Here is an 18,309-nt window from a genome sequence, read left to right on the forward strand (position 1 = left end):
GTGCACCGCGTACGCGTGGGCCCCGGCCCCCATGGCCGGGGCCCACGCGTTCCCCTTTTCCCCTCACCTGTCGCCGGGGGCCGCTGCGGGCACCCGGCGACGTTCCTGCGCAACCGCTCCGGTCGTGCCGCTCCCAGACCAGGAAACACCCGTTCGGGTCAACCCTCCACCGGAGCCCGGCGCCCCAAGGGTTTCCGGGCGGGCCGGGGCCGTCGTAGCGCCCGTTCGGCTTGACCTGCGCCCCGCGATGCCCCCGAATGCAGTCACACCGCTCGCCTGACCGGCCCTCAGGGGCTTGCCTGGAAGCGTGCCCCCAGTGCCTCCCCGGCCCGCGCCGCCCTCACGCCTTCGGGGCGTCCTGTCGGCCGTGCTGATCGCGCTGGCCTGCCTGCTGCTGCCGTTCGGCGCGCTCGCGGCCTGGGCGGCGTACGGGCTGGCGGACACCGGACAGTACGTCAGCACGATGGCACCGCTGGCCGACGACCCGGATGTCCGGGACGCCGTGGCGGACACCGTCGGCGACGGCATCATGCGCGAGGTGGACGTCGGCCTGCCGATGCGGGGCACGGTGGCGCCGTTCGTGCGCGAGGCGGTCCGTTCCTTCACCCAGACCCGGGCGTTCCGGCTGGCCTGGGACGCCGGCAACCGGGCCACCCACGACGCCGTGCTGCGCGCGCTCCAGGGCGAGCGCGAGGAGCCCGTGACCGTCGACCTCGCCCCGGTCACCGCCCAGGTCAAGGACCAGCTCACCCAGGACCATGTGCCGCTCGCGGCCCGTATCCCGGTCCAGCACACGGCGGTCGCCGTACTCCCGGCCGCCGAACTGGACCAGCTCCGGAAGGGGTTCCACGTGCTCGAAGTCGCCGGCTTCTGGCTTCCCGTCGCGGCCGTCGTCTTCGCGGCCGGCGGCATCGCCCTCGCCGTCCGCCGCCGCCGCGCGGTCACGGCGACCGCGCTGGGCACGGCCCTGGGCGGCGGCCTGCTCGGCCTCGCCCTCTCGGCCGGCCGCCGGCTCACCCTGGCCGACCTGCCGCCGGACGTCTCGCACCCGGCCGCGGCCGCCGTCTACGACGCCCTGACGTCCACCCTCCGCACGGTCTCCTGGCTGCTCCTGGCCCTGGGCCTGACGGTGGCCGCGGTGGCCTGGACCGGCGGACGCCTGCGCCGGTCCAAGCGTGCGGAGGCGCGGCAGGCGGCCGCCGGCACAGCCGATTCCGCGTCCCTCAGGGCCGATTCACAGACTCCTGACCAGAACATGCCAGTCATGTAACCGGCTGCTTCTCCAGGGGTCACCCGGCGGGCGCCCCGGCCGACCACCGTGGCGGAACGACGGCCACCGGTACGGAACACCGGCGGCCGACGTGAGCTGAGGAGCCCCCACCGATGAACCGTCCCGCCGCGCGCCGAGCCGCCGTCGTCCTCACGGCCGGCCTCGCCCTGTCGTTCGCCGCCGCCCTGCCCGCGCAGGCCGCCGACTCGACCGTCACCGAGGCCCAGTGGCTGTCCGACGTCGCCGCCGTCACCGGCCCCGCGCAGACCTACATCGACGGCCGTGCCGCCGCCAACAGCTCCGGCGCCAAGCAGGCGATCGTCCTCGACATCGACAACACCTCGCTGGAGACCTACTTCGAGGGCGGCATCACCATCCCCGCCACCCCGCCGGTGCTCGCCCTCGCCCAGGACGCACACGCCAAGGGCGTCAGCGTGTTCTTCGTCAGCGCCCGCAGCGACCTGTACAACGTGGTGACCAAGGCGAACCTGAAGTCGGTCGGTTACACCGTCGACGGCCTCTACGCGCGGACGGTCGCCCAGCTGCTGACCGAGTCCGTCGCGGACTTCAAGACCTCGCAGCGCAAGGCGATCGAGGCGAACGGCTACGACATCATCGCCAACATCGGCAACAACACGACGGACCTGTCCGGCGGTTACGCCGACACCACCTACAAGCTGCCGGACTACGACGGCCTGCTGGACTGACCGGGGGGCCGCCTCAGGGGCGCTGCGCCGCGAGTCCCGCCAGCGTCCGCAGCGCCCCCACCAGCTCCGGCTCCCCCGCCGACGCGAGCCCGAGCCGTACCGCGTCCGGCGTCCGCTTCGGGTCGACACGGAAGGCGGTACCGGGCGTGACCGCGATCCCGCGGGCGGCCGCGGCCGCCGTGAAAGCGTCCGCCCGCCACGGCTCGGGCAGCTCCCACCAGGCGAAGTACCCTGACGGATCGCTCCGTACGGCGAACCCGTCGAGCACCTCGCGCACGAGCCCCTGCCGCCGCACCGCCTGCTCCCGCTTGGCCGCCACCAGCCGCGCCACGGTCCCGTCCCCGATCCACCGCACGGCCGCCTCCAGCGCGAACGCCCCCGCACTCCACCCCCCGGACCGCACGGCGGCAGCCACCGCCTCCACCCGGTCCTCCGGTACGACGGCGAACCCGGCGGTGAGGCCGGGCGCGACCCGCTTGGAAAGCCCGTCCACGAGATGCACGAGCCGGGGCGCGAGGGCGGCGAGCGGCGGCTCGGGGCCACGGTGCAGGAACGACCAGATCCGGTCCTCCACGACGGGCAGCCCCACGTCGCTCACCGCGCGCGCCAGCTGGATCCGGCGCTCGGCCGGGACGGTCACCGACGTCGGGTTGTGCAGGGTCGGCTGGAGGTAGAGCGCGGAGAGCGGCGCGGACCGGTGCGCGGCGAGGACGGACTCGACGACAGGCCCCTCCTGGTCCGCCCGCACCGGGACGAGCGTGCCGCCGAGCCGCCCGGCGATCTCCTTGACCAGCGGATACGTCAACGGTTCGACCCCGATCCGGCCGCCCGGCCGGACCAGGGACCCCAGGGTGGCGGCGATGGCCTGCCGGGCGTTGCCGGTGAAGAGGATGCGGCCGGGGTCGGGCCGCCAGTCCCCGGTGGCGAGCAGCTCGGCGGCGGCCTCCCTGGCGTGCCGGGTGCCGTCGGCGGCGGCCGGCCGCAGGGCGTCGGTCAGCGCGTCGGGCCGCAGCAGGGGAGCGAGGGCCGGGGCCAGCAGCTCCGACTGCCCTGGCACGGACGGGTAGTTGAGCTCCAGGTTGACGGGGGCGGCGCCGTCCTCGACCAGCGCCCGCCCCTGAGGCGCCGCCTGCGCGGCCCGCACGAACGTGCCCCGCCCGACCTCGCCCACCACCAGCCCCCGCCGCACGAGCTCGGCGTACACCCGCCCGGCGGTCGAGGCGGCGATCCCGTGCCGCCGCGCGAACGCCCGCTGCGGCGGCAGCCGTTGCCCGGCCCGCAGCCGCCCCCGCGCGATGTCCAACGCGATCCGGTCGGCGATCCCCCGGAAGTCGTCCATGGCCCCCACCCTCATTGCACCGAGGGCAAAGATTCTATTGCACCGATGGGCCGAAGATCCCTAGGGTCGACCACATGCCTCCTTTCCTCTCATACGACGACTACACCACCCATGACGACAATCAACCGCATACCACGCGAACCCCTCTCCTCCTCATCCACGGCCACCCCTTCGACCGCACGATGTGGCACCCCCAGCGGACGGCCTTCGCCGCCACCCGCCGGGTCATCGCCCCCGACCTGCGCGGCTACGGCGCCTCCCCGGTCACCCCGGGCATCACCCCGCTCTCCCGCTTCGCGGCGGACCTGGAAGAACTCCTCGACGCGCTGGGCGTGACGACCTGCGTCCTCGCCGGCCTCTCCATGGGCGGCCAGATCGCGATGGAGTGCTACGACCGCCTCGGCCCCGAGCGCGTCCGGGGCCTGGTCCTGGCGGACACCTTCCCCGACCCGGAGACCCCGGAGGGCAGACAAACCCGGAACGCCATGGCCGACCGGCTGCTCCGCGAGGGCATGCGCGGCTACGCCGACGAGGTCCTGGAGAAGATGGTCGCCCCGCACACCCACCCCGACGTGAAAGCCCACGTCCACCGCATGATGACGGCCACGAACCCCGAGGGCGCGGCGGCGGCCCTGCGCGGCCGCGCCGAACGCCCCGACTACCGCCCGCTGTTGACGAAGGTCACGGTCCCGGCCCTGGTCGTGGTGGGCGCGGCCGACGAATACACCCCCGTCTCCGACGCCGAGGCCATGCACGCCCTCCTCCCCGACGCCACCCTCCACATCATCGACCGGGCATCCCACATGCCGAACCTGGAACGCCCCGAGGAGTTCAACCGGGCGCTGAAGGAGTTCCTGACACGCGTGGACGAAAACTCGTGATCTCGCACAAGTGCCCCACCGGTCCATCCACCCCCAAACCCAAACCCGACCCACACCCCCACTCTCCAACCCGCCCACCACGCGCAGACAAAACCCGACCCGCACCCCCACTCTCCAGCCCGTCCGGTGCGCGCAGACGAAACCCAACCCACACCCCCACTCTCCAACCCGTCCGGTGCGTGTGGACGAAAGCCGCTCCATACCCCCCACTCTCCAACCCGCCCAGCGCGCGCGGACGAAACCCGGCCCGCACCCCCACTCTCCAGCCCGTCCGGCGTTTGAGGACGAGGCCGTTCAGGCCGAAGCGGGGGTCCGGGGGCGGCAGCCCCCGATGGGGTGCCCCCGGCAGCCGTGGGCGTCGGTTCGGGGGGCCGGACGGCAGGGCCGCTTCTCCTCGGCCTCACCGGCGTAGCCGCCCTCGCCGTGGACAGCACCCTCCACCGGCACAGCCCCTGATAATGGGCGCATGTCCCGCGAGTTCCCCATCGGCCTCACCCCGCCCGACTGGCTGGTAAGGAACCTCCGGCCCCAGCAGGCCGCCCCCCTCAACTGGGCCGCCCTCGCCCGCGCCGCCCTCGCCATGAGCCTCCCGCTCGCCGTCGGGCTCGCGGTGGGACAGCCCGCCTACGGGGCACTCGCCTCGATGGGCGCCCTGTCCGGGGTCATCGGCGACACCGCCGACGCCTACCGGATGCGGATCCTCAACATCGCGGTCCCGCAGCTCTTCGGCGCCGTCGGCGTCACCGCCGGCTCGCTGGTCTACGGCCAGGGCTGGCTGACGGTCGCCGTCATCACCGGCATCGCCCTGCTCTCCGGGATGATCTCGACGATCGGCGCGGTGTCCTCCGTCTCCGGCCTGCTCCTCCTGCTCAACTCGGTGATCGGCGCCGGCCTCCCGCTGCCCGGCGCCTGGTGGCTCACCCCCGTGCTGATGACCGGCGGCGGCCTGCTGGTCCTCCTGCTCGCCCTGCTGGCCTGGCCGCTGCGCTCGGGCGTACCGGAACGCTCCGCGGTCGCCGCCACCTACCGCACGGTCGCCGACCTGCTGTCCGTCAGCGACTCCGACGACGAGGCGTACGACCGCGCCCGCCGCACCGTCACCGAGTCGCTGAACCAGTCGTACGACCTGATCCTGGCCCGGCGCGCCCGGTACCGCGGCCGCAGCAGCGAACTCACCCGGATGCTCGCCCAGTTGAACGCGATCACCCCGGTGGTGGAGGCCGCCCCCGCCGTCCGGCTCGCCCGGCTCGCCGGAAAGCCGCTGCCGCCCGAGGTCCCGGCGGCGGTCCTGCACATCGCCGACGCCATCGAGACCGGCTACACCGGCCCGATAGGACTGGACCTGCCCCAGCCGGTCAACGAGACCGGCCGCGCCGTCGACCACGCCCTGCGGCACGTGGCCGAGGTCGCCACCACCCCCGCGTCGGCCCTCCCCCACTCTCGGCTTCGCTTGAGCGGGAGGGACCCCCATGGCATCGACGACCGCCTGGGCCTCCCCGCCGCCCTCGGCATCCGCACCGCCCGGGCCGCCCGCAACGTGGTCCTCTCCGCCAACTCCTGGCGCTACGGCATCCGCCTCGCCCTGTGCATCGGCATCGCGCAGGCCCTGGTCTCCCTGGTCCCGGTCCCGCGCTCCTACTGGGTCGCCCTCACCATCACCTTCGTCCTCAAGCCCGACTTCGGCTCGGTGTTCTCCCGGGCGCTGCTGCGCGCGGTCGGCACGGTGGCGGGCCTGGTGGTGGCGGCGACGGTCCTCACCGTGGTGCCGCGCGGCTGGTGGGACGTACCGGTGATGATGATCCTGGCCCCGTTGGTCCCGGCCCTGACCCCCCGCGGCTACGGCTTCCAGACGGCCGCCGTCACCCCGGTGATCCTGCTTCTCTCCGACGTACTGAACCACCAGGGCACGGCCCTGCTCCTGCCCCGCCTCCTGGACTCCCTGATGGGCTGCGCGATCGCGCTGATCGCCGGCTACCTGCTCTGGCCGGAGAGCTGGCGCACCCGGGTCGGCGACCGCCTGGCCGACGCGGTGGCGGACACGGCGGCCTATGTCGAGCTGGCCTTCAAGGCGGGCGCGAACCCCGCCGCCCGCGCCCGGATGCGCCGCCGCCTCTACCGCGACCTGTCCGTCATCCGCACCGAGTTCCAGCGCGCCCTGACCGAGCCGCCGCCCACCGGCCGCCGGGCGGCCGCCTGGTGGCCCCTGGTCGTAGCCGTGGAACGCATCGTCGACGCAACGACGGCGGCCCGGGTCCGGGTACGGCACGGAGCATCGCCGCCGGCCCAGGCCGAGGTCGGCCAGGTGGCCCTGCAACTGCGCGAGCTGGCGGAGGGCGTCCGCCGCTCGGAGACCCTCGTCGCGGTCCGCACGGACCTCGCGGGCCCTCCGGACAGCGTCCTGGAACCGCTGCGCCAGGAGGTCGCGGCGGCGAGGGCGATCGCCTCCCCCCACTGACGCTCCCGGCCGGTACGGCCGATGCCCTCCGGGCGGCAGTTTGCGCGCTTTACTCCACCCTTGCGCGCTCTTGGCGTGAGCGTGACAGTAAGGGCGTGTTTGCGCACACGAACGGCCGCCGGATGAACGGGAGTCGAACTGAACGCGGCCGAGGGGGACTTGACGACGGGCCGGGACTCGACCGCCGTACGCCCGACAGGAGTCATCGACCCTCCCCAAGATCGCAACCTGGGGCCGCTAACCTTACGTGTCCGTCCTGGCCAGCGATTGACGGGTATCAACTCACGCGAAGGGTTGCGCACATGGGCATTCTCACTCTCCTGCGGAACGCATTCGGCAGGTCGCGAAAGCCGCGCCCTGCCGAGGCAGAGGGTGCGGACCAGCTCCCTTCGCAGTCGACGCCGCCCCCGGCGGCTCCGCAGAAGACCCCGGAACCGGAAACCCCGGCCGCGGTCCCGGAGCCCCGCCCGGCAACGACCGACGAACACGATCTGGTCTCAGCGGCTTTCGACAACGTAACGGTTCCGAAGCAGGCGACCCGCCTGATCGAGCCGGAGGTGGAGGTCGGCACACCGGAGACCGCACCTGAGGCAAACCCGACGGAGGAGGCCGACGCCAAGCCGACCGCCGAGGTCAAGGCCGAGGTGGCTCCCGAGGCCGAGCCGGACGCCGAAGCCGAGCCGGAGCCGGTCGCCGAGGTGGCACCCGAGGCCGAGACCGAGCCGACGGTGGAGCCGGTGGCCGACATCGAGGCCGAGGTGACGGCCGAGCCGGTGGCGGAAGCCGAGCCGGAGCCGGTCGCCGAGGCGACCGAGGAGGCCGCCCCGGAGCCGGAGGCCGAGGTCGAGCCGGTGGCTGAAGTGACCACGGAGCCGGAGGCCGAGCCGGTCGCCGAGATCACGGCCGAGCCGACACCGGAACCGGAGGCCGAGGCTGAGCCGGTCGCCGAGGTTGCGGCCGAGCAGACGCCGGAACCGGAGACTCAAGCTGAGCCGGTCGCCGAGGTTGCGGCCGAGCCGACACCGGAACCGGAGACTGAGCCGGTCGCGAAGCCGGACGCCGAAGCCGAGCCGGAACCGGAGGCCGAGGCTGAGCCGGTCGCCGAAATTGCGGCTGAGCCGACGCCGGAACCGGTGGCCGAGCCCGAGTCCGAGCCAGTCGCGAAGCCGGACGCCGAAGCCGAGCCGGAACCGGAGGCCGAGGCTGAGCCGGTCGCCGAAATTGCGGCTGAGCCGACGCCGGAACCGGTGGCCGAGCCCGAGTCCGAGCCGGTCGCGAAGCCGGACGCCGAAGCCGAGCCGGAGCCGGAGCCGGAGCCGGTCGCCGAGGTGGCACCCGAGGCCGAGGCTGAGGCCGAGACCGACACCGAGCCGGCGGCGGAAGCCGAAGCCGAGGCGGCAGCAGAACCGGAGCCGACAGCAGAGGTGACCGAGGAGGCGGCCCCGGAGCCGGAGGCCGAAGTGGCCGAGCCGGTCGCAGCCGTCGCAGCCGTCGCAGCCGAGCCCCAGTCCGACCCCGAGCCGGTGGCCGAAACCGTCGCGGAAGCCACTCCGGACACCACCGCCGACACCACCCCGGAACCCGCTCCCGAACCGGTCGCGGCGGCAGCCGAGGCCGTCGCCCCGGTACCCGCCGCGGCCGCCGACGGCGAATCCGCCCCGCAGGGGCCACCCGCACCCGACAACGAGACCGTCACGGGTGGTGCGGGCGGGAACTCCGACACCCCGGCCGAAGGCGAAGCCGAGGCCGCGCTCGCCAAGGCCGGCCTCACCGGCACCCACGCCGCCACCTACCTCGTCCTCGACCGCTCCGCGAGCATGCGCCCGTACTACAAGGACGGCTCCGCCGCGGCCCTCGCCGACCAGACCCTCGCCCTCGCCACCCGCCTCACCCCGGACGGCGAGACCCCCTCCGTCCACGTCGTCTTCTTCTCCACCGAGGTCGACGGCACCACCGACCTCACCCCGGCCTCCCCCGAGAACGCGATCGACGAGGCGCACGCCGGCCTCGGCCGCATGGGCCGTACCAGCTACCACGCCGCCGTCGAGGCCGTACTCGCGCACTACGACAAGCACCACGACAAGGACGCCACCCCGGCCGCCCCCGCCCTCGTCGTCTTCCAGACCGACGGCGCCCCGGACGCGAAGACCCCCGCCACCCAGTCCCTCACGGACGCGGCGAAGTCCCACCCCTCCGTCTTCTTCTCCTTCGTCGCCTTCGGCGAGCACGAGAACAAGGCCTTCGACTACCTCCGCAAGCTGAAGACCGACAACGCGGCCTTCTTCCACGCGGGCCCGACCCCCCTGGAGCTCACGGACGCGGAGCTCTACGACGGCCTCCTGATCGACTGGCGCCCGTAGAACTCCTCCGGCCCGTAGAGCCGGTAGAACTCCCCCGTATGCCGCCCGCTTCTCAGCCCGTAAAACGGGAAGCGGGCGGCATACACATGTCGGCTACGATTTCAAGGTTCACACCTGTAGAAACCACCTACAGCAACCGCGACCTGGGAGCAGCCCCCGATGGCTCGACACCTCATCACCAGCGCCCTTCCGTACATCAACGGGATCAAGCACCTGGGCAACATGGTGGGGTCCATGCTCCCGGCGGACGTGTACTCCCGGTACCTCCGCCAGCGCGGCCACGACGTCCTCTACATCTGCGCGACGGACGAGCACGGCACCCCCGCCGAACTCGCGGCGAAGGAGCAGGGCCTCCCGGTCGACGTGTTCTGCGCCCAGGCGCACGACGCCCAGAAGGCGGTCTACGACGGCTTCGCACTCGCATTCGACTACTTCGGCCGCAGCTCCAGCACCGAGAACCGCGAGATCACCCAGCACTTCGCCCGTCGGCTGAACGAGAACGGCTTCATCGAGGAGCGGTCGATCCGCCAGGTGTACTCCCCGGTCGACGGCCGTTTCCTCCCCGACCGCTATGTCGAGGGCACCTGCCCGCACTGCGGCTACGACAAGGCCCGCGGCGACCAGTGCGAGAACTGCACCCGCGTCCTGGACCCGACCGACCTGATCAACCCGCGTTCGGCGATCTCCGGCTCCACCGACCTGGAGATCCGCGAGACCAAGCACCTCTTCCTCCTCCAGTCCAAGCTGCAGCACGAGGTCGAGGAGTGGGTCTCCCGCCACGAGGACGACTGGCCGCAGCTGGCCTCCTCCATCGCCCGCAAGTGGCTGACCGAGGGCCTGCACGACCGTGCGATCACCCGTGACCTGGACTGGGGCGTGCCCGTCCCGGCCGACACCTGGCCGGAGCTGGCGGCCGAGGGCAAGGTCTTCTACGTCTGGTTCGACGCCCCGATCGAGTACATCGGCGCGACGAAGGAGTGGGCCGACCAGGACCCGGACAACCGCGACTGGAAGTCCTGGTGGTACGACGTCGACACCGACGTCCGCTACACGGAGTTCATGGCGAAGGACAACGTCCCCTTCCACACGGTGATGTTCCCGGCCACCGAGCTCGGCGTGCGCGAGCCGTGGAAGAAGGTCGACTTCGTCAAGGCCTTCAACTGGCTGACGTACTACGGCGGCAAGTTCTCCACCTCGCAGAAGCGCGGCGTCTTCACCGACCAGGCCCTCGACATCCTCCCCGCCGACTACTGGCGCTACTTCCTCATCGCCAACGCCCCCGAGTCGGACGACTCGTCCTTCACCTGGGAGCACTTCACGGCGACGGTGAACAAGGACCTGGCCGACACCCTCGGCAACTTCGTCAACCGCGTCCTGTCCTTCTCTAAGAAGCGCTTCGGCGAGGAGGTCCCGGCCGGCGGCGAGCCCGGCGAGGCGGAGGCGAGGCTCGGCGAGGAGATCGCCGCCCTGCTCGCCGAGTACGAGTCCCACATGGAGTCCCTCCAGTTCCGCAAGGCCGCCGCGGCCCTGCGTGCCCTGTGGTCGGCCGGCAACTCCTACCTGGAGGAGAAGGCCCCCTGGCTGGAGATCAAGACGGACAAGGACGGCGCGGCTCTCACCCTGCGCACGGCGATGAACCTGATCCACCTCTACGCGGTGGTCTCGGAGCCGTTCATCCCGGCGACGGCGAAGACGATGCGCGAGGCGTTCGCCCTCACCGGCGACACCGCGGCCTGGGTCGCCGCCGACGAGGCGAAGTCGCTGGCGTCCGTCCCGGCCGGCACCCCGTTCACGGTGCCCCCGGTCCTGTTCGCCAAGCTGACGGACGAGGACCTGGAGACGTACAAGGAGCGCTTCGGCGGCACGGACGCCTGACGCCCGACGTCGTACGCACACACACCGCGCACACCGCCGAAGGCCCGGTGGGAGGGAGACCTCCCACCGGGCCTTCGGCGTGCGTGGGGTAAGTCTCAGGCAAGAGACCAATCAGTCTCTTACCCCTCCTTCACCTCACGTTTACCTGCGGGTTAGTCTGCGGTCCGTGAAACGAATCCTGATCCGCTCCGGGAAGAGCCCGTTCCGTGTCGCCACTCCGGCGGAGTTCATCCACCAGGACCTGATCGGGACCAACACCGGGAACCTTCTCTTCAGCGACTCGGCGCACAAGATGCTGACCACCCCGGACACCGAGGTGACGTCCAACGGCATCCGCACCGACCCTTCGGCCCGCCGGGCCGCGGAGATCAACGAGCGGTACGACGTGTTCGTCGTACCGCTCGCCAACGCCTTCCGCCCCGCCTTCCAGGCCTCCCTGGACCGGCTGACGACGCTCATCGAGCAGCTCACCATCCCGGTCGTGGTGTTCGGCGTCGGCGCCCAGGCCCCCGCGGACTACGACACCACCTGGCTGAACCCGATGGCGGACTCGGTCCGGCGCTTCGCCCGAGCGGTCCTGGACCGCTCCGCCTCCATCGGCGTACGCGGCGAGCTGACCTCGGACTACCTCAAGGGCCTCGGCTTCCACGACGTGGACATCATCGGCTGCCCGTCGATGTTCCTGTACGGCGGCACCTTCCCGGAGATCCGGGCCACGGAGCTGGGCGCCGCCTCCCGCATCGCCCTCAACCTGTCCCCGGACGCGATACCCGTCGGCGACATATCGGGCATCGCCCGGCACGCGTGGGAGCGCTACCCCGGCCTCGTCCACTACGCACAGAACACCGTCGACGCGGAACTGCTGATGTGGGGCGACACCTCGCCGGAGTCCGGGCACACGGACCCCTTCCCGCTGCAGCTCAGCCACGCCCTGCTCCAGGAGAACAAGGTCCGCATGCCGCTGGACCCGGCCACCTGGATCGACGAACTGCGCGGCTTCGACTTCGCGTACGGCACCCGTATCCACGGCAATGTCGCCGCCCTGCTGGCGGGCACCCCGAGCGTCGTCCTCACCCACGACTCGCGCACCCTCGAACTCTGCCGCTACTTCGACATCCCGCACCGCTCGCTCACCGAGCTGGACGCCGGCACCGACCCGCGTGACCTGTACGAGGACGCCGACTTCTCCGCCATGGTCAAGGGACACGGCGAGCGCTTCGAGCGCATGATCGCCTTCCTCGACCGCAACGACCTGCGGAACACCTACACCCACGGCGACGGCGGTGCCGCCTTCGACGCCCGGCTGGCCGCCCTCGACCTGCCCGCGTCGATGCCGGTCTGGGACGGCGGCGACGACGGCCAGATGCGGTACCGGATCAGCCGGCTCCGCGAGCGGATCGCCGCGGCCGACGCCAGGGCGGCCCGGCACGCCAAGGAGAACAGGGAGCTGCGCACCCGGCTGACCACCGCCGAGAAGCGCGCGGCCGAGACGACCCGCCGGCTCGACGCCCTCAGCAAGGAACTGACCGCCGCCACCAAGCAGCTGTCCGCGGTGGAGCGCCAGGTCACCGGCATCGACAAGCGCGTCCTGGTCCGCGTCGGCCCGGCCCTGCGCCGCCGTATCCGCCGGTCGAAGTCCAGGCCCCGACACGACTGAGCCCCTCCGCACGCACGTCAGCTCGCAAGGCCCAGCACCAGCGCTGCGGCCACCGGCACGAACAACCCGGCCGGCAGGCACCGCCGATTGTGTGACAGCCGACCCGGAAAAGTTCTCAGCTCGCGGTCAGCACACCCGCCCCCGCCGTCTTCGCCAGCTCCGCCGGGAGGTTCTTCGCGCTGCTCTCCAGGCCCGCCGTCAGGGTCGGCGTCCAGTTCACCGTCGTCTTGATCTTCTTGGAGTTCGCGGCGTTGTAGGCGGCGACGAGGTCGGTCGTCGTGCCGTTGACGAGGTTGCCGCTGCCCGCGATCGAGCCGGTGCCGTCGCCGCTCAGCAGCTTGGAGACCTTGAGGGAGCTGGGCACGGTCCAGTAGTTGTTCTGGGCCACGACCTGGGCCTTGGCGCGCGAGTTGATGCTGTACTGCAGCGCGTAGCCGTTGAGGGGCGTGACGTCGTAGACGTTGTTGTAGAGGTGCACCTGGCCGACGCGGGTGAGCGGGGCGCGCTGGACGATGCCCTTCCAGATGTTGTGGTGGAGGGTGACGCGCAGCTTGCCGCTCGGCTCGCTGTCGCTGCTGCCGATCAGCATCGTCTTGTCGTGGCTGGTGAACTGGTTGTGCTCGACGGTCACCAGGTCCGAGCTCTTGGTGATGTCGAGTTCGCCGTCGTGGACCTGGTACTCACGGCCGTAGTACTTCGGGTTGAGGCTGTCGAAGTGCCCGGCGTCGCTGAACGTGTTGTGGTCGGCCCAGACGTGCGTGGCCCCGCGCAGCGTCACCGCGTCGTACTCGGAGTTCCAGTTGCCGTCGTCGCCGTCGGTCGGGTCCCACTGCGGGAAGCAGTCCTCGGTGTCGGAGAACGTCAGGTTGCGGACGACGACGTTGTCGACCTTCTGGATCTGGAGCATGCCGCCGGTGATGCCGGCCTTGGTGCCGGGGACGCCGACGATCGTGGTGTTGGCCGGCACCTTGAAGACGATGTTCGCTGCCTGCTTCTTCTGCGCGGCGGCCCGCGCCGTCTCCTGGGTTCCGGAGGGCAGCTTGGAGCGGCCGTACGTCGACGGGTCGAACGCCTTCAGGTAGGCGCTCAGCGAGTACCCGGTGCCGGCCGCGTAGTCCGCGCAGGTCAGCTTCTTGCCGCTGTCGTCGGTGTTCGCGTCGATGGTGCCCTTGACCTTGATGATGCGCGGGGTGGTGCCGCTCGCCGAGCCCAGCGCCTTCACCAGCTGGGCACGGGTGGCGACGGTGAAGGTGTGCGCGGCGTCGGCCTTCGCACCACCGGTCGTACCGGAACCGGACGACGCCCAGCCGTCCTTGGCGGCGAGCGTCTGGTGGTAGAGGTCGACGGCCGACGTGGCGTTCGCGCTCAGCACGAGCGCACCGGCACCGACCCCGGCGGCCACGACGGCGGCGGAGACGACGAGGGTACGGCGCTTGCGGAGGGACCGACGGTGAGAGGCAGAGGCCACGGGGGAGTCCTTACGTACTTCGGAAGTGCTGGGGACGGCCCGCCGGGGCGGGCTTCACTCCTCTGTGGTCGCGGAGATCGAAAAGGTTGCCGTCGACTTCTGCCGGACTCGGCGGAAAGACGTGAATTTTTTGGAGGAGCGGCGGCCCCGTACCTGCATGCTCACAACACATCCGTATGGTTTCGCCATGGCACCTGAGCTCATCCCGATCGCCTACGAGCCCCACGGCCGTACCGAGGCCATCGGTCACTACACCGGCGGACAGTTCCTGGCGTCGGTCACCTACGCGTTTCCCGAGGGGTTCCGGCTCGACGAGGGCTGGGAGGAGCAGAAGCGGCTCTACTCGGTGCTGCATCTCTTCGACGCCGAGGGGCACTACCGCGACTCGCAGATCTGGTGCGCGGGCAGCTGGGCCGAGCAGCAGCGGGATCCGGACGGCGCCGGGTCGGTGCTGGCGCGGGCCCGCGCGCACCTGGCGGGCATGCTGCGCAGTCTGCCGAGGCGGACGTACAAGGACATCGCGATACGCCCGTTCCAGCTCGTCGTGGACGGTGTGTTCTTCGGGCTGGTGGCGAAGGACGACGAGGACGGCGGGTGGGCCGAGCTCTACCCGGACCACCTGGGCTTCGGCGAGCCCTGGGACGGCCGGTACGACACCTGACAGTCGGGGAATCCAGGGGGGTAACTCATGCACAGATGGGGTGCGGCCGCGTTCGTGGCCGCCTCACTGGTCGGCGGCGTCCTGCTGCCGGCCGTTGCGGCCACCGCCGTCCACGGCGCCGTGCCCGGCGACTTCAACGGGGACGGGTACCGCGACGCGGTCCTGCCCGCGCCGGGCGCGAACGTGTCCGGCAAGGAGGGTGCGGGCGCGGTCGTCGTGCTGTACGGCTCCGCCTCGGGGCTGTCGACCAGCCGTCGTAAGACCATCACCCAGAACACCGCGGGCGTGCCGGGCGCCGGCGAGACGTACGACGCCTTCGGCGCCGCCACCGCCACCGCCGACCTGAACCGGGACGGCTACGCCGACCTGGTGGTCGGCACACCGGACGAGGACACCTCGAAGGGCACCGACTCCGGTGCGGTGACCGTGCTGTGGGGCAGCAGGAGCGGCCTGACGAGCGGGACCGACCTGCCGTCGCCGTCGTCCTCCCCGTGGCACTACGGCCAGGACGTCGCCGCGCTCGGCTTGGGCGCCGGGGCGAAGACGCGGGTGGTGGTCGCCGGAGGGGACGCGACGGCGCGGCGCACGAGAACAACTCCACCGGAGCCGTCTGGGTCTTTCCCGGCGGCTCCGCCGGGCCGACGGCCACGGGCAGCCGCGTCATCACGCCGAATGCCGTCGGCCTCACCCAGCAGTGGGGCACCACGCTGGGCGGCGACGGACTGCTCTCGGTGATCTGAACACGTAGCAGGCGCCCGGGGTCCTCCTTCCGGAGTCCCGGGCGCCCGCGTCACGGATGTCAGCCGTTGCTCGTCTCGTCCGGTTCGACGCCCAGGGTCAGATGGGCGCGGACGCCGTGGGCGATGTGGTGGCGGTTGTACTTCAGGTAGAGCAGGCCGCCCTCGTGCCCGTTGTCCGGGTAGATGCTGTCCCCGTCGAGGGTGGTGCGGGTGGTGGTGTTGCTCGCGTACGGCTCCACCTCGGCCGACAGCAGGACGGACTTCTCGTCGAAGAACAGCTGGCCGGTGTGGCAGGTGTGGCCGCCCTCGTACCCGGCGTCCGTCCACTCGCCGTCCACGTGCACCTTGACGTGGATGTGGACGCACCGGCCCTGGTACCAGCCGGGGAAGACGGTCTTGAAGGTGACGTGCCCGTGCCGGTCCGTGTGCCAGGTGCCGCGCAGGTAGCGGGTGTCGTCGGTCGGCTCCTGGTGGCCGCCGCCACCGCCGGGCGGGGGGCCGGTCGGGGTGCCGGTGGGCGCGTCGGTCGGCGGGGTACCGGTCGGCGGGGTGCCGCCGCCGCCACCGCCGCTGCCCATCTCCTCGTACCCGGAGTAGATGCCCGACGCGTTGCAGTGCCAGATGTCCACGGCCGCGTTCCGGAGCGGCTTGCAGGTCTCCGCGTCGATCACCTTGAGGGTGAGGTGCAGGGGGATGCCCTCCTGGTCCTCGGTGACGTCCTGGCGGAGCTTGTCGGCGTCGATGTAGTACGGGCCCTCGACCAGTTCGGAGGTGAGCGTGTAGCAGGCGCCCTCCGAGGACGAGGGCGAGGCCGCGGCCTGGGCTTGGGTGCCCTCCTCCGCGGCGGTGCCGTCGCTCGCGGCGAAGGCGCTGCCGACGCCCACCGCGGTCACGGCCACACTGCCCGCCGCCAGGACCGTACGGCGAGCCAACTTCCTTCTCTCTTCCGGGGATTGAGCGTCTGTGGGGGTATGGGTGTCTGTCATGGTCAGGGACCGTAGACAAGGCGGAGCCGGTGCGAACATCGGAGCGAGCTGTGAATGCGCGGTGCGCAAGCGAAAGGCTCGAAACCGACGCCGGTTTCGAGCCTTTCCTTCAGCTGTGCTGTTTCTGCGTGCCTGTGTGCCTTACTTCGGCTGCGGCTTCCGGATGGAGAGGTGCAGCTCGCGCAGGCGGGTCTCCTCCAGCTCGGTCGGCGCGCCCATCATCAGGTCCTGGGCGTTGCCGTTGAGCGGGAAGGCGATGGTCTCGCGGATGTTCGGCTCGTCGGCGAGGAGCATCACGATGCGGTCCACGCCCGGGGCGATACCGCCGTGCGGCGGGGCGCCGAAGCGGAACGCGCGCAGCATGCCGGCGAACTCGCGCTCGACGGTCTCCTCGTCGTAGCCCGCGATGCCGAACGCCTTGAGCATGATGTCGGGCTCGTGGTTCCGGATGGCACCGGAGGACAGCTCGACGCCGTTGCAGACGATGTCGTACTGCCAGGCGAGGATGTCCAGCGGGTCCTGGGTCTCCAGGGCCTCCATGCCGCCCTGGGGCATGGAGAACGGGTTGTGCGAGAAGTCGATCTTCCCGGTGTCCTCGTCCTTCTCGAACATCGGGAAGTCGACGATCCAGCAGAACCGGAAGACGTTCTCCTCGAAGTGCCCGGCACGCTTGGCGGCCTCGACCCGCACCGCGCCCATGATCTTGGAGACCTCGTCGAACTCGCCCGCACCGAAGAACACGGCGTGCCCGGCGGCCAGCTGGAGCCGCTTGGTGAGCTCGGCGACGTTGTCCTCGGTGAGGAACTTGGCGATCGGGCCGGAGAGGGAACCGTCCTCGGCGACGCGGACCCAGGCCAGGCCCTTGGCGCCCTGCGAGACGGCGAAGTCACCGAGCTGGTCGAAGAACTTGCGGGGCTGGTCCTGGACGGCCGGGACCGGCAGGGCGCGCACGTGCTTGCCGGCGAAGGCCTTGAACTCCGAGCCCTCGAAGATGTCCGTGATGTCGACGAGCTCCAGCTGGGCACGGAGGTCCGGCTTGTCGGAGCCGTACTTCAGCATCGCCTCGCGGAACGGGATCCGCGGGAACGGGGAGGTGACGTGGCGGCCGTTGCCGAACTCCTCGAAGAGCTCGGTCATCAGCTGCTCGATGGGGCGGAAGACGTCTTCCTGCTCGACGAAGCTCATCTCGACGTCGAGCTGGTAGAACTCGCCCGGCGAACGGTCGGCGCGGGCGTCCTCGTCGCGGAAGCAGGGCGCGATCTGGAAGTAGCGGTCGAAGCCGGAGATCATCAGCAGCTGCTTGAACTGCTGCGGGGCCTGCGGGAGGGCGTAGAACTTGCCCGGGTTCAGGCGGGAGGGGACGACGAAGTCACGCGCGCCCTCGGGGGAGGTGGCGGTGAGGATCGGCGTCGCCATCTCGTTGAAGCCGAGGGCGACCATCTTGTGGCGGATGGCCGAGATGACCGCCGTACGCAGCATGATGTTGCGGTGCATGCGCTCGCGGCGCAGGTCCAGGAAGCGGTACTCCAGGCGCCGCTCCTCGTTGACCCCGTCCTCGGTGTTGATCGTGAACGGCAGCGGGGCGGCCGCGCCGAGCAGCTCGACCTCGCCGACCTCGACCTCGACCTCGCCGGTGGGCAGGTCGGAGTTGATGTTCTCGGTTCCACGTGAAACAACGCGGCCGTCGACGCGGACCGTGGACTCCTTGGAGAGCTTGTCCAGGGCCTCGTACGCCGGGGTGCCGGGGCGGGCGACGAGCTGCGTGATGCCGTAGTGGTCGCGCAGATCGATGAAGAGGATGCCGCCCAGGTCGCGCCGATTGTGCAGCCAGCCGCTCAGCCGGACGTCGGTGCCGACGTCAGAGGCGCGGAGCTGGCCGCAGGTGTGGGACCTGTACCGATGCATCGTCG

Annotated in this window: 13 protein-coding genes; 9 read left to right on the forward strand and 4 right to left on the reverse strand. The window is 71.4% G+C overall.

From position 1 onward, the window contains the following. The first annotated feature begins 316 nt into the window (after positions 1–316). Together SSP29_RS10900 and SSP29_RS10905 are read left to right on the forward strand one after the other, a co-directional pair. Positions 317–1,270 carry a hypothetical protein gene (locus SSP29_RS10900; RefSeq protein WP_245883093.1) on the forward strand — a complete coding sequence of 318 codons (954 nt, stop codon included), beginning with the start codon at positions 317–319 and terminating at the stop codon, positions 1,268–1,270. A 113-nt stretch (positions 1,271–1,383) separates the two neighbouring features. Further along, positions 1,384–1,977, forward strand: a complete 594-nt coding sequence (locus SSP29_RS10905) for an HAD family acid phosphatase (protein ID WP_089100348.1) — start codon at positions 1,384–1,386, stop codon at positions 1,975–1,977. Between the two features lie 13 nt (positions 1,978–1,990). Here the strand turns inward: SSP29_RS10905 and SSP29_RS10910 are convergent, their stop codons facing one another. Next, the gene (locus tag SSP29_RS10910) at positions 1,991–3,316 is read right to left on the reverse strand and encodes an aminotransferase-like domain-containing protein (RefSeq protein WP_089100349.1); all 1,326 of its coding nucleotides are present in this window, start codon (positions 3,314–3,316) and stop codon (positions 1,991–1,993) included. 74 nt (positions 3,317–3,390) lie between these two features. Here SSP29_RS10910 and SSP29_RS10915 point away from each other — a divergent pair, with 74 nt between their 5' ends. From SSP29_RS10915 to SSP29_RS10935, 5 genes are all read left to right on the forward strand, one after another. Then, positions 3,391–4,197, forward strand: coding sequence for an alpha/beta fold hydrolase (locus tag SSP29_RS10915; RefSeq protein WP_089100350.1), 807 nt, complete (start codon positions 3,391–3,393; stop codon positions 4,195–4,197). A 466-nt stretch (positions 4,198–4,663) separates the two neighbouring features. After that, on the forward strand, positions 4,664–6,652 hold the full coding sequence (locus SSP29_RS10920) for an FUSC family protein (RefSeq protein ID WP_089100351.1): 1,989 nt from the start codon (positions 4,664–4,666) through the stop codon (positions 6,650–6,652). A 302-nt stretch (positions 6,653–6,954) separates the two neighbouring features. Next, entirely contained in the window at positions 6,955–9,012 is a 2,058-nt protein-coding gene (locus tag SSP29_RS10925; protein ID WP_089100352.1) for a VWA domain-containing protein, read from the forward strand. Between the two features lie 159 nt (positions 9,013–9,171). Next, positions 9,172–10,887 (forward strand): methionine--tRNA ligase, encoded by a 1,716-nt coding sequence (gene metG, locus SSP29_RS10930; protein ID WP_089100353.1) that lies wholly within the window; start codon positions 9,172–9,174, stop codon positions 10,885–10,887. A 166-nt stretch (positions 10,888–11,053) separates the two neighbouring features. Beyond that, positions 11,054–12,544, forward strand: coding sequence for a polysaccharide pyruvyl transferase family protein (locus SSP29_RS10935; RefSeq protein WP_089100354.1), 1,491 nt, complete (start codon positions 11,054–11,056; stop codon positions 12,542–12,544). A gap of 115 nt (positions 12,545–12,659) precedes the next feature. Here SSP29_RS10935 and SSP29_RS10940 read toward each other — a convergent pair whose 3' ends face one another. After that, positions 12,660–14,012 (reverse strand): pectate lyase family protein, encoded by a 1,353-nt coding sequence (locus SSP29_RS10940; protein ID WP_089100355.1) that lies wholly within the window; start codon positions 14,010–14,012, stop codon positions 12,660–12,662. Positions 14,013–14,199: 187 nt separating this feature from the next. On the opposite strand from SSP29_RS10940, the gene SSP29_RS10945 reads away from it, so the two are divergent. Then, the gene (locus SSP29_RS10945) at positions 14,200–14,673 is read left to right on the forward strand and encodes a hypothetical protein (protein ID WP_089100356.1); all 474 of its coding nucleotides are present in this window, start codon (positions 14,200–14,202) and stop codon (positions 14,671–14,673) included. Positions 14,674–14,700: 27 nt separating this feature from the next. Then, entirely contained in the window at positions 14,701–15,408 is a 708-nt protein-coding gene (locus SSP29_RS10950; protein ID WP_089100357.1) for an FG-GAP and VCBS repeat-containing protein, read from the forward strand. Positions 15,409–15,472: 64 nt separating this feature from the next. On the opposite strand, the gene SSP29_RS10955 is transcribed toward SSP29_RS10950, so the two are convergent. Both SSP29_RS10955 and aspS read right to left on the reverse strand, forming a co-directional pair. Beyond that, positions 15,473–16,399 (reverse strand): intradiol ring-cleavage dioxygenase, encoded by a 927-nt coding sequence (locus tag SSP29_RS10955; protein WP_089100358.1) that lies wholly within the window; start codon positions 16,397–16,399, stop codon positions 15,473–15,475. 141 nt (positions 16,400–16,540) lie between these two features. Beyond that, positions 16,541–18,304: an aspartate--tRNA ligase gene (gene aspS / locus SSP29_RS10960; RefSeq protein WP_089100359.1), complete on the reverse strand. Its 1,764-nt coding sequence runs from the start codon at positions 18,302–18,304 to the stop codon at positions 16,541–16,543. Positions 18,305–18,309: the final 5 nt, after the last annotated feature.

The sequence above is a fragment of the Streptomyces hyaluromycini genome (assembly GCF_002217755.1).
Lineage (GTDB): Bacteria > Actinomycetota > Actinomycetes > Streptomycetales > Streptomycetaceae > Streptomyces > Streptomyces hyaluromycini.

What these genes read in the sequence shown, in the direction of transcription:
- SSP29_RS10905 (WP_089100348.1), top strand. Translation starts at nt 1,384, where the DNA reads ATGAACCGTCCCGCCGCGCGCCGAGCCGCCGTCGTCCTCACGGCCGGC.
- SSP29_RS10910 (WP_089100349.1), bottom strand. Translation starts at nt 3,316, where the DNA reads ATGGACGACTTCCGGGGGATCGCCGACCGGATCGCGTTGGACATCGCG.
- SSP29_RS10915 (WP_089100350.1), top strand. Translation starts at nt 3,391, where the DNA reads ATGCCTCCTTTCCTCTCATACGACGACTACACCACCCATGACGACAAT.
- SSP29_RS10920 (WP_089100351.1), top strand. Translation starts at nt 4,664, where the DNA reads ATGTCCCGCGAGTTCCCCATCGGCCTCACCCCGCCCGACTGGCTGGTA.
- SSP29_RS10925 (WP_089100352.1), top strand. Translation starts at nt 6,955, where the DNA reads ATGGGCATTCTCACTCTCCTGCGGAACGCATTCGGCAGGTCGCGAAAG.
- metG (WP_089100353.1), top strand. Translation starts at nt 9,172, where the DNA reads ATGGCTCGACACCTCATCACCAGCGCCCTTCCGTACATCAACGGGATC.
- SSP29_RS10945 (WP_089100356.1), top strand. Translation starts at nt 14,200, where the DNA reads ATGGCACCTGAGCTCATCCCGATCGCCTACGAGCCCCACGGCCGTACC.
- SSP29_RS10950 (WP_089100357.1), top strand. Translation starts at nt 14,701, where the DNA reads ATGCACAGATGGGGTGCGGCCGCGTTCGTGGCCGCCTCACTGGTCGGC.
- SSP29_RS10955 (WP_089100358.1), bottom strand. Translation starts at nt 16,399, where the DNA reads ATGACAGACACCCATACCCCCACAGACGCTCAATCCCCGGAAGAGAGA.
- aspS (WP_089100359.1), bottom strand. Translation starts at nt 18,304, where the DNA reads ATGCATCGGTACAGGTCCCACACCTGCGGCCAGCTCCGCGCCTCTGAC.